This window comes from Enterocloster bolteae, assembly GCF_002234575.2.
Lineage (GTDB): Bacteria > Bacillota > Clostridia > Lachnospirales > Lachnospiraceae > Enterocloster > Enterocloster bolteae.
In genome coordinates this window covers 3344387-3359115 of record NZ_CP022464.2, presented here as the reverse complement: position 1 = coordinate 3359115, position 14729 = coordinate 3344387, and the positions used below count along the sequence as shown (strand labels likewise).

General features: G+C 49.1%; 16 protein-coding genes and 1 tRNA gene. 13 read left to right on the top strand and 4 right to left on the bottom strand.

Annotated elements, in window-relative coordinates; genetic code table 11:
* Positions 1 to 72: 72 nt before the first annotated feature.
* Entirely contained in the window at positions 73 to 897 is an 825-nt protein-coding gene (locus tag CGC65_RS15785) for a hypothetical protein (protein WP_002564355.1), read from the bottom strand.
* Positions 898 to 1086: 189 nt separating this feature from the next.
* On the opposite strand from CGC65_RS15785, the gene CGC65_RS15780 reads away from it, so the two are divergent.
* The 5 genes from CGC65_RS15780 (at position 1087) to CGC65_RS15760 (ending at position 4205) form a co-directional block, all read left to right on the top strand.
* Positions 1087 to 1311, top strand: a complete 225-nt coding sequence (locus tag CGC65_RS15780) for a helix-turn-helix domain-containing protein (RefSeq protein ID WP_002564354.1) — start codon at positions 1087 to 1089, stop codon at positions 1309 to 1311.
* A 39-nt stretch (positions 1312 to 1350) separates the two neighbouring features.
* On the top strand, positions 1351 to 1845 hold the full coding sequence (locus tag CGC65_RS15775) for a macro domain-containing protein (RefSeq protein ID WP_002564353.1): 495 nt from the start codon (positions 1351 to 1353) through the stop codon (positions 1843 to 1845).
* A gap of 336 nt (positions 1846 to 2181) precedes the next feature.
* Positions 2182 to 2388 (top strand): hypothetical protein, encoded by a 207-nt coding sequence (locus CGC65_RS15770; protein WP_002564352.1) that lies wholly within the window; start codon positions 2182 to 2184, stop codon positions 2386 to 2388.
* Positions 2389 to 2418: 30 nt separating this feature from the next.
* Positions 2419 to 2949, top strand: coding sequence for an O-acetyl-ADP-ribose deacetylase (locus CGC65_RS15765; RefSeq protein WP_002564351.1), 531 nt, complete (start codon positions 2419 to 2421; stop codon positions 2947 to 2949).
* 179 nt (positions 2950 to 3128) lie between these two features.
* On the top strand, positions 3129 to 4205 hold the full coding sequence (locus tag CGC65_RS15760; RefSeq protein WP_002564350.1) for a 5'-3' exonuclease: 1077 nt from the start codon (positions 3129 to 3131) through the stop codon (positions 4203 to 4205).
* A 90-nt stretch (positions 4206 to 4295) separates the two neighbouring features.
* Here CGC65_RS15760 and CGC65_RS15755 read toward each other — a convergent pair whose 3' ends face one another.
* Positions 4296 to 5045 (bottom strand): GntR family transcriptional regulator, encoded by a 750-nt coding sequence (locus CGC65_RS15755; RefSeq protein WP_002564349.1) that lies wholly within the window; start codon positions 5043 to 5045, stop codon positions 4296 to 4298.
* Positions 5046 to 5250: 205 nt separating this feature from the next.
* Between CGC65_RS15755 and CGC65_RS15750 the strand changes: the two genes are divergently transcribed.
* Genes CGC65_RS15750 through CGC65_RS15725 form a run of 6 tightly spaced genes read left to right on the top strand, consistent with a single transcriptional unit; the run spans position 5251 to position 11692 of the window.
* Positions 5251 to 6198, top strand: coding sequence for a carbohydrate kinase family protein (locus CGC65_RS15750; protein ID WP_002564348.1), 948 nt, complete (start codon positions 5251 to 5253; stop codon positions 6196 to 6198).
* A gap of 16 nt (positions 6199 to 6214) precedes the next feature.
* Positions 6215 to 7072, top strand: a complete 858-nt coding sequence (locus CGC65_RS15745) for a class II fructose-bisphosphate aldolase (RefSeq protein WP_002564347.1) — start codon at positions 6215 to 6217, stop codon at positions 7070 to 7072.
* A gap of 25 nt (positions 7073 to 7097) precedes the next feature.
* On the top strand, positions 7098 to 8246 hold the full coding sequence (locus CGC65_RS15740; RefSeq protein WP_002564346.1) for a galactose ABC transporter substrate-binding protein: 1149 nt from the start codon (positions 7098 to 7100) through the stop codon (positions 8244 to 8246).
* Positions 8247 to 8264: 18 nt separating this feature from the next.
* Positions 8265 to 9794 carry a sugar ABC transporter ATP-binding protein gene (locus CGC65_RS15735; RefSeq protein ID WP_002564345.1) on the top strand — a complete coding sequence of 510 codons (1530 nt, stop codon included), beginning with the start codon at positions 8265 to 8267 and terminating at the stop codon, positions 9792 to 9794.
* Entirely contained in the window at positions 9791 to 10795 is a 1005-nt protein-coding gene (locus CGC65_RS15730) for an ABC transporter permease subunit (RefSeq protein ID WP_002564344.1), read from the top strand. The genes CGC65_RS15735 and CGC65_RS15730 overlap by 4 nt, the downstream gene beginning before the upstream one ends.
* Before the next feature lie 15 nt (positions 10796 to 10810).
* Entirely contained in the window at positions 10811 to 11692 is an 882-nt protein-coding gene (locus tag CGC65_RS15725) for an aldo/keto reductase (protein WP_002564343.1), read from the top strand.
* A 43-nt stretch (positions 11693 to 11735) separates the two neighbouring features.
* Here the strand turns inward: CGC65_RS15725 and CGC65_RS15720 are convergent, their stop codons facing one another.
* Positions 11736 to 12368 (bottom strand): YczE/YyaS/YitT family protein, encoded by a 633-nt coding sequence (locus tag CGC65_RS15720; RefSeq protein ID WP_002564342.1) that lies wholly within the window; start codon positions 12366 to 12368, stop codon positions 11736 to 11738.
* 144 nt (positions 12369 to 12512) lie between these two features.
* Here CGC65_RS15720 and CGC65_RS15715 point away from each other — a divergent pair.
* Positions 12513 to 12595, top strand: a tRNA-Leu gene (locus tag CGC65_RS15715).
* Positions 12596 to 12708: 113 nt separating this feature from the next.
* Here the strand turns inward: CGC65_RS15715 and CGC65_RS15710 are convergent.
* On the bottom strand, positions 12709 to 13689 hold the full coding sequence (locus tag CGC65_RS15710) for a Gfo/Idh/MocA family oxidoreductase (RefSeq protein WP_002564341.1): 981 nt from the start codon (positions 13687 to 13689) through the stop codon (positions 12709 to 12711).
* Positions 13690 to 13859: 170 nt separating this feature from the next.
* Between CGC65_RS15710 and CGC65_RS15705 the strand changes: the two genes are divergently transcribed.
* Complete coding sequence (locus CGC65_RS15705) at positions 13860 to 14684, top strand: AraC family transcriptional regulator (RefSeq protein ID WP_002564340.1); 825 nt, start codon at positions 13860 to 13862, stop codon at positions 14682 to 14684.
* Positions 14685 to 14729 lie beyond the last annotated feature (45 nt).

Genomic DNA, 14729 nt, shown 5'->3' with positions numbered 1-14729 from the left:
TGCTCCTTTATCTATTAGAATTACTGATAATTATATATCAAATATCTTATGATATCAACCCCGGTTAAAGGACTATTTGGTGGTGGGGTCAAATGCAACCAGCACATAGTCGCCCAGGGCATGGGGAACAGGCAGTGAAAAGTAGATGGTTCCCTGTTTTTCATAGCTGAAGGATTCGGGCCACTGGGTCTCTGATGACAGAGGGAAGTCCGCGCTGTTAAAGACAGCGGTCAGGGAATCCAAATCCATGGAAGAGCGGTAGCTCAGGACCTGGGCCTCTACATCAGAAGAAATGCCGGAAAACTTTACATCGTCGCTGAGCACATATCCGGCCATGGTATAGGCGTCGGTAAAATCATCCAGTCCCAGGTTCTGGGCCTGAAGCAGATTGACTGTGTTGGAATAAAACAGATTGACCGGATGGGCGGCTCCCTTTGCGGACAGAGTGCCGGTGTAAGTGGCAGTGAGACGTTTGCGGTCCACGGAAATCACCTTGCACTTGATATCCAGGGTATCGTTGGCCTCGTCGATGTCATTGGCTTTTATGAAGGACAGGGCATTGGTCTTTAACAGTTCATTAATCTTGTCCTTCTTTGAGGCGTCATCCATCTGGTCCACCGCAGGATACTGGATAGATACCTTTCCGGATGTATAGGTCTCGATGGAAGCGGAAACACTGGAAGCAGCGTCTTCCTGGCCTTCTGTGGTCTCCTCTGTCTCCGGAGCCTGTGTGGCGGCGGGAAGCGTTTCCTTGGGAGCTTCCGTGGCTGCCTCTGTATGTATGGTGGACAGGTCTGCCTTTTCCGGCGTCTTGCTGAGCAGGAGGCCGATGGCAATGCCGCCGATGACAACAGCAGCGCCAATGGCTCCTATCAATATTTTCTTGTTTGTATCCATAATAATCCTCCTTTGTATTCCGGGCAATACCCGAATTGTAACTATTATACATGATATTCATGGACGGAGTTTGAAGAAATACTTACAAATTATTGAAGGACTTTTGTGCATATTTTTATTTACAATTTTCCTCTCAGCATTTATGATAGATCCGACACAACTTTTATACTGGAATTGGGGGAATGAAATGTGGTACAGGAAAGGATTGACTTGAAGAATCTGTTTGCGGAAATCAGGCGGAAGGGCAGTACCAGCCAGGTATCCAGGGATCTGGATGTATCCATGGGAAACATCAGCGACTGGAAAAACGGAAGGAGCGTGCCGAACGCGGTCTCACTGGTAAAACTGGCGGACTATTTCGGCTGTTCCGTGGATTATCTGCTGGGCCGGACCGAGCACCGGGATATGATATAACGGGCGGACAGCATCATGAAAGAGATAGAGGAGGAAATTATGATTCAATATTACAATGGCAGCATATTTGATTCAAAGGCAGATATTCTGTGTCATCAGGTGAACTGCCAGGGCGCATTCGGCTATGGTATTGCAGGACAGGTAAAGAAGCTGTTTCCAGAAGTGGAGAAAACGTATAAGCGGATAACGAAGCAGTGGATTGAAAAGGAAAACGGGGACACATCCAAGCTGCTGGGACGGGTGTCTGCCCAGCCGGTGGAAAAGGACGGACGCTGGTTTCTGATTGGCAATCTGTACGGACAGGATGATTACGGCAGAAAAAAGATGGTCTATACCGATTATGACGCATTGGAAAAAGCGATGGGAGAAATCCGGAGCTTTTTGGAAGCCAGGGGCAAAAACGAGACAGTGGCATTTCCCTATAAGATAGGATGCGGCAGCGCAGGAGGCGACTGGAATATAGTGGAGGATATTATTAAACGTACATTTGAGGGATATTCAGGTGAGGTGCAAATCTGGAAATACGAAGAATGATGATAGATAATCTTTTTGGGGGGAGCCCGGTGCTTCCACAACATGGGGCTGTGGAAGCTGCCGGGCTAGCGTCATTTCTGACCTGATGTGAATATACCATAGTTCAGGATGAATTGCAACGGAAGTCAGTGAAATGTAATGAAGCGTAATGTTTCTTACAAAAAGCTGACTTTTTTTAATGGAATGATTAATTTTTACCATAGGGAAAGCGAAAGATTTTCATGATTTCAATGGAATGATATGGCTGCCAACAGGAATATTCTGGAAAAAGCCTGCATATATTATTAGGCCGGCATTTTTAATGGAAGGTTGAAAAAGGCAGAAAGAAGGTGAATCATGACACATTTAGAGCTGGTGGCGGAAATCGGAAGCGGACCAATGGAAATCGTAAAGCTGTACCTCAAAGGCCTGCTTTCCTTTGCAGAGCTGGAAAATATCCTTGGCAGGGATAAGGCCAGTCTGGTCCATACCTTTGCGGCTGACAGCGGAGCGGGGAAAATCGGTGAATTACTGCTGTCGGGACTGAGGGGTTATATGGTATAATCAAAGGAAAGAAATCAGAGGAGGCCAGCTATGAAAAATGAAAACAACACAGTCATAGGTACTGTATTAGGTGATATAACGAAGATAACCGGAATGGATGCAATCGTCAACGCGGCCAACTCATCCCTCCTTGGAGGAGGAGGGGTGGATGGGGCTATCCACAGGGCCGCGGGAAAGGAACTGCTGCATGAATGCAGGCTGTTGGGCGGCTGCAAGACAGGACAGGCCAAGATTACAAAGGCCTACAACCTGGAATGCCGGTATATTATCCACACCGTGGGTCCTGTGTGGAACGGCGGCACATGCGGGGAGCAGGAGAAGCTTGCCTCCTGCTACAGGAATTCCCTTTTGCTGGCCCTGGAAAATGGAGTGAAGCGGATTGCATTTCCCTCTGTCTCCACCGGTATATACCACTTCCCGGTGGGGCTGGCAGCAGAAACCGCCATAGGAACTGCCAGAGAATTTGCGGCAGAGTATCCGGGTGAACTGGAACAGATTCTGTGGGTTCTCTTTGACGCCAGGACAAAACTGGTGTATGATACAGTTTTGAGGAAACTGTGACTTCCCGTTACAGTCATGTCTCCGGAAGGAGGAGCCATATGGGACAGATGGAACGCTTGATAGTGCTGGTATTCATTGTAGCCGCCCTGCTGTTTGCCGGAATCTGGGACAGGCATCACCGCAGGTAAGCATAATGGCCCGCACAATGACAGAATACGAAAGAAAGAGATGGAATCAGAATGTCAGAAAGAAAATTCGTGATTGTTGACGGCTCATCCCTGCTGTCAACCTGTTACTATGCAGTGTTACCCAGGGAAATCATGTTCGCCAAGACGGACGAGGAAAAGGAAAAGCATTACGGGAAAATCCTCCACGCATCGGACGGGACCTATACCAACGGCATCATGGGGGTGCTGAAGGCCGTGGTTTCCCTGCTGAAAAAGCAGCAGCCGGCCTATGTGGCATTTGTGTTTGACAAGACAAGGGATACCTTCCGCAGGGAGCTGTATCCTGATTATAAGGGGACCAGAAGCAGGACACCGGAGCCACTTAAGCAGCAGTTCGTACTGATGGAGCGGATTCTGGAGGAAGCAGGTTTTAAGGTGCTCTACAGCGACCGGTATGAGGCGGATGACTATGCGGGAAGCCTGGTCTATAAATTCAGGGAGCAGGTGCCCATGGTGGTGATGACCAAGGACCATGATTACCTTCAGCTTGTGAGCGATGAGTATAATGTAAGGGCCTGGATGGTCCAGGCCAGGCAGGAAAAGGCGGAGGAGCTCTGCGACAAGTATTACGGGCTTTACGGCCTGGATAAGGCATCGGTGAACCTGCCGGAAAAGACCTTTGAGTTTACGGCTGAGACGGTGTATTCCGAGGAAGGAGTGTGGCCCAGGCAGATTACGGACCTGAAGGGAATCCAGGGCGATACCTCGGACAATATCCCGGGAGTCCGCGGCGTTGCCAGCGCAGCACCGCTTTTGCTGGGAGAATACGGCACCGTGGAACATATTTATGAGGTGATACATGAGGCGGAGCAGGATAAGAAGCAGCTTAAGGAGCTGCAGGACTTCTGGAAAAACTGCCTGGGAATCAGCCGTTCCCCCTACAAATCTTTGACCAAGACAGGGGAGGAAGGGGAACTGTGCGGGGAAGCCGCAGCCAGGCTGTCTAAGGAGCTGGCCACCATTAAGACCGACATACCCCTGGATTTTGAGCTGGAGGATTTTTCCGCATCCTGCTGCAGGGAGGAAGTGCTTAAGGAGTGGTGCAGGAAACTGGATATTAAGACTGCTTCTGTGTTTGGGAAAAGTTAACAGGTGAACCGCAGCAGCGGGACCGGATCAAGTGTAATCCGGTCCCGCTGTTTTTAGATGGTAAAAGGGCAGAAGAATGCTGCAGATGGGTTATTTGGGGCTTTCGTTGATTTCAAACTTGTTCATATCCCCACGGTAATGGGCATAGGCATAGTCAATTATGGTACCGTCGCTGGTGGTGGAAATATTATTAAAGCAAAGCATGGGACTGCCGGGCTTTACCTCCAGCAGCTTAACATCCTCGGGAGTGGCTGTTTCGGCGGAAACAATGGTTCGGGTATTGTCAATGCAGGTTTCCGGCCGTGACATGAAGAGATTGTACAGTGAAACATCCTTAAAGTCATGGCTCAGCACAAAATGACAGAGGTTGTAGGGAAGATAGTTCTGGATTGTCACCACAGGCGTTGCATCCGCAAAACGCCGTCTGAACAGGGAGATAACCTTGTCATTGGTACCAAGACGCAGAAGTTCCCTGATCCGATCATCCGGTTTCATGACGGACATGTCCAACAGTTCCGTATGCGGGGTCTTGCCCAGCTCCTGGATTTGCTGGTGGAATGGTTCAAAGGACTTGATGAAGCTTGTTTTTTTATTAGGCTCTGTGACAAAGGTGCCTTTGCTGGTTTTCCGCAGCAGGTAACCTTCATTTACCAGCTCGGAGATGGCCTGGCGCACCGTAAAGCGGCTTATGTTGTAGTGGCTCATGATTTCCATTTCAGTGGGAATAGTATCCCCGGTCTTTAAAGTGCCGTTCTCAATATCTGTTTTGATGATATTTTTCAGCTGGTAATAAAGGGGGATGGGCACATCTTTATTTATTTCTTTGGTGAACATGGTCATAATTTAAAATCCTTTCAAGTTAGATACATATGTATGTACAAACAAAACATCAATTATATTGTAAAGCATGTTGTGAAAAATGCAAGGGAAAATTTGAAAAAATAACATTTTATTATAATTTTACCACAACTACTTGACAAATATACATCATTGTGCAATTATATGTATGTACGGACATATGGATGAAGGAGGGGTGGTTTAAAAGGTGGTGCTTAGTTTTGGAATGATGGTGTGCGATACTTTGTTAAGGCCGGTGGACCGGGATGCCTTAAGCAGGGACTGCACCATGATAGAAAAACCGATACAGGCCTGCGGCGGGGACGCTCTCAATACAGCTATCGCATTATCACGTCTGGGCATTCCTGTCACCATGGCGGGACGGGTGGGAGATGACCTGAATGGAAGGTTTGTTCTGGACCAATGCAGGAAGCTGGGAATGGATGTTTCACATGTGGTAACAGACCCGGTCCATGCGACGGCATCCAGTTTTGCACTGATTGAGGAAAATGGAGAGAGGCATTTCCTGTCAGATGTGACGATTTTTGACGAGGTGGATGACAGTGACCTGCCGGAGAAGGCTGTTGAGAATGCGGATATTGTATACATTGGTTCTGCTTGCAGCTTTAACCGGATGAACCAGGGCGGACTTGCCAGAATCCTGAGGCGGGCCAAGGCACATGGCAGGATGACGGTCATGGATGCGGCTATTAACCAGAGGTCTGTCTGCAGCTGCTGGATGGATATGTTTAAGGAGGTTCTGCCCTATACAGATGTTTTTTTCCCAAGCTATGAGGAAGCATTGGCCATAACCGGATGCCGGGAGATACCGGACATCAGCAGCGCCTTTAAGCCCATGGGACTTGCCTATTTTGGAATCAAGCTTGGTTCAAAGGGATGCTATGCCACAGATTTTATCAGGGAGCGGTATATAGAATGCCCGAGAGGGATCAGGGCCGTGGACACCACGGGGGCAGGTGATTCCTTTATGGCCGGGCTGATGGCCGGCCTGGTCAACGGGCTTTCATTTTTTGAAAGTGCTGGATTAGCAGGCTCAGTTGCTTCCCACAGTGTCCAGCATATGGGGGCGGCGGGCGGTATACTGCCCTATGAAGACGAGTTGTACATATACAATCACCATAAAAAACTAAAATAAAAGGAGAAGAAGACTTATGAAATTATCACCGATGAAAGACATTTTGGAGATGGCTGAGGAGAGGAACATTGCCTATGGCGCATATGTGACTGTATCCTATGAAACTGCATTGGCAGCAATTGAGGCAGGTACAGAGTTGGATATTCCGGTCATCTTTATCACAGGTACGGACTGCTGCGATTTGATGGGCGGTTTTGAGGGGACTGTGGATACGGTTAAAAGAGCCATGAAGGCAGCTGACTGCAAAGTTCCTGTTGCGCTTCATCTGGACCACTGCCGTACATATGAGGAATGCGTACAGGCCATACAGGCCGGATATTCCTCCGTCATGATAGATGGCTCATCCCTTCCCTTTGAGGAGAATGTGGCGCTGACCAAAAAGGTGGCTGATTATGCCCACTGCTACGGAATCACGGTGGAAGGGGAATTAGGCAAGCTGGTGGGAGAAGAAGGAAACTTTAAGGTGGAAGGCGACCCTGAATCTGCCCAGACAGACCCGGACCAGGCAAAGGAATTTGTGGAGCGCACAGGCATTGACTGTATCGCTGTCAGCATCGGGACGCAGCACGGCGTATATGTGGCGGCTCCCCATCTGAACATTGAACGGCTTAAAAAGATACATGATGTGGTGGATGTTCCCATTGTGCTTCACGGCGGTTCGGGAACACCTAAGGAGCAGGTACAGGAAGCAATCAGGAACGGAATCAGAAAAATCAATATTGCCACAGATGTATTGATAGCGGTTGCCAATTCCTTTGAGGATATGAAGCAGAAGCCGGACTTTAAGTATAATACAGGCATGTTTGTCAATTCACAGGCCTGCGCAAGGGAGTTTATTAAGGGAAAGATGAGAGAATTTGCACTGATGGATTAATATATCAAAAAGGAGAAGATGACTTATGAAAAAAAGCATGAACAGATTCGTATGTGGGTTGACAGCAGCCGTGATGATGGGTACATTAACAGCCTGCTCCGGCGGTCTGGGGGAGACAAAGCCGGCAGTTCCGGCAGGCAGTGAATCAGCCGGAAATTCAGAGAGTGCCGCCCAGCAGGGAGAGGCCCAGGCAGAGATGAAGGCCACTGTTATCTGGAGGGCCTTTGACGACCAGTTCCAGAGCGGATTCCGCATCATTATGCAGAACGAGGCTGAAAAGTCGGGCGGTATCACCCTGGATATGCAGGACGCGGCAAATGACGTATCCACGGCCAATTCCAAATTAGAGGTGGCCCTGAGCAAAAAGACGGATGTGGTTGCCATATGCGCGCCTGACAGGGAGAGCATTGAGAACATGATGAAGAAATGCGATGCTGACGGCGTGCCGGCTGTATTCTTCAATATGGAGCCGATGGAAGATACCATGAACCGCTACGAAAACATCTGGTATGTAGGCGCCCAGGCCAAACAGTCAGGCGAAATGTGCGCCCAGGCACTGATTAACTACTGGAATGACAATAAAGATATTGCAGATAAAAACGGGGACGGAAAACTTTCTCTGGTCATTCTTCAGGGAGAAATCGGCCAGCAGGATGTGACACTTCGCACAGATGCGTATAAAGAGACCCTGGAAAAGAACGGAATCGAATATGAGATTCTTGCCTGCGATACCGCCAACTGGGACCAGGCCCAGGCACTGGATAAAATGAATGCGTGGATTACCGCTTACGGAATCGACGGGATTGAAGGTGTCCTCTGCAACAACGACTCCATGGCTATGGGCGCGGTGCAGGCCTGCATCAACAATGGCTATAACTCAGGGGATGCTGAGAAGTTTGTTCCCATCGTGGGAATTGATGCTAATATCGACGCCCTGGAGGCAATGAAGGCAGGTTCCCTTTTGGGCACTGTGCTGAATGACAGGAAGAGCCAGTCTGACGCCATCATCAATGTGATAAAGGCAGTACATGCAGGAACGGAAATCACAGAGGACGTGGTAGGCGTGAACTGTACGGTTGACGGAAAATATGTATGGGTACCGTATGTGATTGTTGATGAAAGCAATTTAAGCGCAACCCTGGAGGACATGCTGGCAGTGGCCCAATCCGAATAAGGAATCTGGAGGATGCAGATGGAAGAATACAGACTGAAGATAGCAAATATGTCTAAATCCTTCCCCGGAGTAAAAGCCCTTGACAATATTAAGCTTGCGGTGAAGCCTGGAAGTGTACATGCATTAATCGGCGAGAACGGGGCCGGCAAATCCACTTTGATGAAGTGTCTGTTCGGCCTGTATCATCCGGACAGCGGTACCATTGAAATTGATGGCCGGGTCATGGATATCAAAGATCCCAATGATGCGCTGAAAAACGGCATTTCCATGATTCACCAGGAGCTGAATCCGGTTCCTTACAGGAATGTGGTGGACAATATATGGGCGGGCAGGTTCCAGACAAAAGGCATTGTGGTGGATGAAAACCAGATGATGGAAAAGACCAGGAACCTGCTTCGGGATTTGGATTTTGATATAGACGTGACAACCTTTGCAAAGAACCTCTCCGTTTCACAGATGCAGGCAATTGAGATAGCAAAGGCTGTCTCATATAATGCAAAAATTATCATTATGGACGAGCCGACCTCCTCACTGACTGTGGCAGAGACACAGCATCTTTTTAAAATCATTGACAAGCTTAGAAAGGAAGGGCGCTCTATTATCTATATATCCCACAAGCTGGAGGAGATATTTGAGATAGCGGACGAGATAACAGTGATGCGGGACGGCCAGTACATAGGCACATGGGATATAAAGGACATTACCATAGACCAGCTGATAGGCCAAATGGTGGGAAGAAAGATGAACGAGCGATTTCCTTTGTGCGAGGACGCAAGAACAGATGAGGTGATGCTGCAGGTAAAGAACTTTACCAGTGCAGACCCGCGATCCTTTAAAAACGTGTCCTTCGACCTTCATAAGGGGGAGATACTGGGCATAGGCGGACTGGTGGGGGCACAGAGGACAGAGCTCATAGAAGCCATATTCGGCCTGCGAAGAATTGTAAGCGGGGAACTGACTGTCAATGGAAAAACAGTGGTCAACCATTCACCCCAGGATGCCATACGCAACGGCTTCGCCCTTCTGACAGAAGAGCGCAGGGCAACGGGAATCATTCCCATGCTGTCAGTCTGGGACAACGCCCTGACGGTTGCCTATAAGAAACTGACAGGCAATGTTTTCGGATACATCCATACGAAAAAACTGTTCCCCAGCGTTGACAAGGTGTGCACGGATCTGGATGTCCGCATGGCCGGGACAAAAACGCTTATCAAGAACCTGTCGGGAGGGAATCAGCAGAAGGTGCTGATTGGCAGATGGCTGCTGGCAAACTGTGATGTCATTATGCTGGACGAACCCACCAGGGGAGTGGATGTGGGCGCTAAATATGAGATATACCGAATCATGCAGGATTTAGTGAAAAAGGGAAAGGCGATCATTATGGTTTCCTCTGAGATGCCGGAGTTGTTGGGAATGTCGGATCGTATCATGATTATGTGCGCCGGAAAGCAGACAGGTATCCTTGGCAAAACGGAGGCTACCCAGGTTGAGGTGATGAAGTACGCCACCCAATTTGAAGATAAAACGAAAGAAGGAGTGTCAGTATGAAAATAAAGGAGTTGACAGCAAAAGACATAAAGAATATCATGATGGATAAAGCTCTTATCATCGTGCTGGTATTCATGATTATAGGAATTATCATAATCGAACCTTCTTTTCTGCAAATAAGAGTATTGACAGACATACTGACCCAGTCTGCCGTTAAAATGATATGTGCATTGGGGCTGATGTTCGCTCTGCTCTTAGGAGGAACAGACCTTTCCGGCGGCCGCCAGGTGGGCCTGGCAGCCGTTATGGTGGCATCCCTGTCCCAGATGGCGGACTATTCCAACAAGTTCTGGCCTGGCCTGCCTGAACTTCCCATTATCATTCCCGTCATCATGACCCTGGCTCTGGTTGCTGTGATAGGAGCTGTCAACGGCTTTATGATTGCAAAGCTAAAGATGGCGCCTTTTATCGCCACATTCGGCATGAGCACCATTGTCTACGGCATTAACTGTCTGTACTTTGCAAAGAAGCCGAACAATTCCCAGCCCATCGGAGGCATAAGGAATGACTTGACTGTGCTCAGCAGCTTTAAGGTATTTGGCCAGATTTCCTTTTTAGTGGTCATCGCCGTCATTGCCATTGTCGGCGTTTGGTTTCTGCTCAACAAGACTGTGTTTGGGAAGAACATTTATATCGTGGGCGGCAATCCGGAAGCGGCCAAGGTATCCGGTATAAATGTCAGCAAGGTGATCATCACTGTATTTATCATCGAATCCATGTTTGTAGGGCTGGCAGGTATCCTGGAAGTGGCCAGGACCGGAGGCGCCAACTCGGCTTATGGAAACGCGTATGAATTTGATGCCATATCCTCCTGTGTGGTGGGAGGCGTATCTCTGAGCGGAGGAGTGGGAAAGGTATCCGGCGTCATCATCGGTGTGCTGATATTTACTTTTATCAGCTATGGACTTGCCTACATAGGAGTTAATTCCAACTGGCAGTTGATTGTAAAGGGACTTATCATATGCAGTGCAGTGGCCCTGGATATGAGAAAAAATTCTTAATTAAGGAGGATTAACGTGAAAAAAGTTAAATTGTCGGAAGGGCTGTCATTGTCAGCCGTGGTTCAGGGATTCTGGAGGCTGGACAGCTGGAAATGGTCTGCAGAAGAACTGGCCCGATTCATGAATGAATGTATTGATAGGGGAGTCACCACCTTTGACACGGCGGAAATCTACGGAGGCACGCTCTGTGAGACGCTGATGGGGCAGGCCTTTGAACAGGATCGCGCCATTCGAAACAAAATCCAGCTGGTATCGAAAACCGGTATTTTCAAAGAGGGCGGATTTGGATATTATGACACAAGATACGACAGGGTAAAACAGTCCTGTGAGGAGAGCCTGAAGCGGCTTCATACAGACCATCTGGACCTGTATCTGATTCACCGTGAGGATCCCTGCATTGATTTTGAATCAACTGCAAAGGCACTGACAGAGCTTAAGAAGGAAGGAAAAATAGGGGAAATGGGCGTCTCCAACTTTGATCCTCATAAATTCAACGGTCTTAACAGAGCTGTCAACGGACAGCTGGTAACGAACCAGATTGAGTGGAACCCTGTATGCTTTGAACATTTTAATTCCGGAATGATGGATGACCTGACTGCGTCCGGAATCCATCCCATGATATGGTCGCCTCTGGCAGGGGGGAGAATGTTTGATCCCAACGACAGCCTGTGCGCTGCGGCTATGAAAACCATAAAAAGGATTGCCGAGAAGCATGACGCAGACCCGTCTGCCATCATATACGCATGGATTATGTATCATCCGGCAGGGGCAGTTCCTATTTCAGGAAGCAACAGGCTGGACAGGCTGGATACGGCCATTAAGGCCCTGGACATCCGTCTGGAGCACTATGAATGGTATGAAATATATAAGGCCAGCGGCCAGCAGGCAATCAGGTAAGGGAAGGGCCGGAGGGACTGTTTTGGGCGGGCAGATACCTGCCTTAACAGTCTTTTACCAGCCGTCCGGCCACTTGGACATTGAAGAAATGGACAATGGGGCCCAGGCCGAAGGCTGACACCAGGGTGCCCAGGCCAATGATTCCTCCTGCCAGGAAGCATATGACGGCGCAAACTGCATCCGTGGCTATCCGGTGCCAGAAGTAGGGGATAAGAGGGCGGCTCTTTGCAGTAATCAGGGAAATACTGTCATAAGGCGTAACCCCTGCATTGGGGGTCTGGTACAGGGACACGCCGAAACTGGTGACAATGACGCCGACAAGCACGGTGACCACGCGCAGGAGCATGGTGTCCGGCACAGGAAACAGCAGGGGCCATAAACCATTAAAAAAGGTGACGATATATCCCAGAAGAAATGCATTTACCAGGGTGCCGATTCCTATGAGTCTGCGGCCTGCGGCCAGTTCAAAGATAAAGAGTCCGCCGTTAATGACCAGCAAAAAAGAGGCGTAGCTGAAGCCCAGTATATTGGCCAGGGCCATGACCATACCGCTGAAAGGGTCGTTGCCCAGGCCGGACAGCTTGAATATACTGATTCCCATTCCAAGAAATACATTTCCCATAATCATGATGAGCAGCCGGCGCGCCCCGATTTTTTTGAAGTAGTTCACAGCCATGAAAGAGTACCCTGCCTTTTCTGTTATTCTATTTCTTTATTTCATTATCTGCTTTATTATAGTACCGGAATGGAAAAATGGCAAAGGTTTTGAAAAAACACTTGCCAAAATATGTATCCTGTGATAAAATAATCAGCGTTGTAAGCCGGCGTGTCGGAATGGCAGACGATGCAGACTCAAAATCTGTTGCGGGTAACCGCGTGCGGGTTCAAGTCCCGCTGCCGGCATCTATACGTGTCAGATTGACGGCACATGAGACAAAAAAAGACCCATGCAGAAGTGATTCTGTGTGGGTCTTTTGCGTCCGGCCTTTTTCTGACAGACAAAGGCGGAGGCTTGTTTAAATGGCGGAGGCATAGGTGCCATGGGAGGAAACGGTATATTCCGCAGACAAATTCCGATGTCCCCTGATTTCATCCATCATCTGAAGTGTCTGTATGGAGGATGCAAGCTGACGCTGCCAGCTGCATTTTCCCTTTATGAACGCCATACAGCGGTCCAGTTCCCTGGCGCGGCAGGCTTCATCGGAAAAGGAAACCAGTTGATCTTTATCTCCGGACCGGTTTTTATATGTCACTTCCTTTAAATTCCGTAAATCACGTATTAACAGGCTCCCCCTTTCTCCCTCTATCAGACTTGGTACATGGCTTCCTGATATCTTGGAATAGACTATCTCCACTCGGGCGGTGCCCAGATATCCCCTGACAGTGCCGGCTGCGTCCATTCCATGTTCCGTGAGCACCATCTGGGCATCCATCTGTTCCGGTATGCCGAAGAGATGCACAAGGGGATAGAGGCAGTCGGCGCCCCTCTGAAACAATGCGCCTCCCGGCGGAACGCAGGCGGGGGGACGGACAGGAGAAATGCGTAACCCCTCACAGCAGAAGGCATACTCACAGGAATGGAGACGAATCCGCCCAATGGGCCCCAGGCATGTCAGCGCTGTCTTTAATGATGCCATACATGGATTAAATGCAAGGTGGATGTGATCCAACAGCACTGCGCCATGTTCATCGGCTGTCTGTGCCAGCGCCTTCAGGCTGCCGGCATCTGCAGCTCCCATGGTTCCGAACAGGACGTGTTTTCCTGCCTTCAGAAGTTTGCGCACCTGCCGGAAATCCAGACTGCTGTAATCCGGAAGATATATGACGTCTGCTTTCTCCAGAGTGCCTATCCCCAGAGTTCCTATCTCCAAAGTTCCTTCTTCCAGAAGGCCTTCCTCCAGATACAGGTCCTTACGCCCGGCTGCTGCTTCCAAAAAGGAGCGGCTTTTTTGTGTGGCAGCCATTACAGCCATGGATATCATGGTCATTTCAGCCATGGTCATTCCTCCATTTCCTTGTCTGATTCCTTGTTTACCTTTGGTTGGCTTTATGGTATAACAAAAACAGATGGAATAATACGGATTTTATGGGATTTTTTCTAAAAATTACAGTTTTTTTGCCATAACGCTCCGGCTATGAAAGAGAAATGGAAGGAGAAAGACCGCATATGAGCAATACCATGATTCTAAAGGATAAAAGCGTTCAGGTCAGTCGTATCAGAAGGTCCTCCAGCTTTGTGATGAAGCGGCCTCATTATCATTCTTACTATGAGATTTATTATCTGTTATCAGGAAAGTGTAAAATGTTCATCAACCAGGACATCTATTACCTGGAACCGGGTGACATGACCATCATTCCGCCTCTTGAGGTCCACAAGGCCCTGTATGAGCCAAGCTGGGAGGCTGAGCGCTTCGGCATCTATTTCTCCAGGGACACGGTCACCTCCTTTTTAAGCCTTTGCGGGAGGGAGGCCTTTGGCCATATCTTTTCACAGCCCAAACGCACCATTCCTTCAGAATTCCGCCCTAAGATAGAGGAACTGCTGGCTCAGATGCAGGATGAGGAAAAGCAGGGCGACAGCTACTGCCAGATACAGCTTTGCAGCCTCCTGCACCAGATTCTGGTGGTATTGGGCCGCTGCCAGGAGGCCCGGAGGGAAGGACACGCGCTGGAGGAGGCAGAGGAGGCCATGGTGCGTGCGGCCAGATATATGAACCAGCATTACCAGGAAGGGGTGACGCTGGGGCAGGTGGCTGCATTTGCCAATATGAGCCCCACCTACTTTTCTAAGAAATTCAAAAGCTCCACCGGCCTTTGCTTCAAGGAGTATCTGAACTACATCCGCGTGCAGAAAGCATCTGATATGCTGCGCAATACAGACCTTTCTGTGACCGGTGTGGCCATGGCCTGCGGGTTCTCGGACGGCAATTATTTCGGGGATGTGTTCCGGCGGCTGACAGGCGTATCTCCCAGGGAATACAGGAAGGGGTAGTCTGTCCGGAACCGGAGGATGGGGGGATGGGAGTCCTAATCTTTC

Coding starts and splice junctions, on each gene's coding strand:
- CGC65_RS15775 (WP_002564353.1), top strand. CDS start 1,351: ATGATTCAATATTACAATGGCAGCATATTTGATTCAAAGGCAGATATT.
- CGC65_RS15705 (WP_002564340.1), top strand. CDS start 13,860: ATGAGCAATACCATGATTCTAAAGGATAAAAGCGTTCAGGTCAGTCGT.
- CGC65_RS15755 (WP_002564349.1), bottom strand. CDS start 5,045: ATGACCATGTTCACCAAAGAAATAAATAAAGATGTGCCCATCCCCCTT.
- CGC65_RS15730 (WP_002564344.1), top strand. CDS start 9,791: ATGAAAATAAAGGAGTTGACAGCAAAAGACATAAAGAATATCATGATG.
- CGC65_RS15735 (WP_002564345.1), top strand. CDS start 8,265: ATGGAAGAATACAGACTGAAGATAGCAAATATGTCTAAATCCTTCCCC.
- CGC65_RS15740 (WP_002564346.1), top strand. CDS start 7,098: ATGAAAAAAAGCATGAACAGATTCGTATGTGGGTTGACAGCAGCCGTG.
- CGC65_RS15785 (WP_002564355.1), bottom strand. CDS start 897: ATGGATACAAACAAGAAAATATTGATAGGAGCCATTGGCGCTGCTGTT.
- CGC65_RS15765 (WP_002564351.1), top strand. CDS start 2,419: ATGAAAAATGAAAACAACACAGTCATAGGTACTGTATTAGGTGATATA.
- CGC65_RS15745 (WP_002564347.1), top strand. CDS start 6,215: ATGAAATTATCACCGATGAAAGACATTTTGGAGATGGCTGAGGAGAGG.
- CGC65_RS15710 (WP_002564341.1), bottom strand. CDS start 13,689: ATGGCTGAAATGACCATGATATCCATGGCTGTAATGGCTGCCACACAA.
- CGC65_RS15770 (WP_002564352.1), top strand. CDS start 2,182: ATGACACATTTAGAGCTGGTGGCGGAAATCGGAAGCGGACCAATGGAA.
- CGC65_RS15760 (WP_002564350.1), top strand. CDS start 3,129: ATGTCAGAAAGAAAATTCGTGATTGTTGACGGCTCATCCCTGCTGTCA.
- CGC65_RS15720 (WP_002564342.1), bottom strand. CDS start 12,368: ATGGCTGTGAACTACTTCAAAAAAATCGGGGCGCGCCGGCTGCTCATC.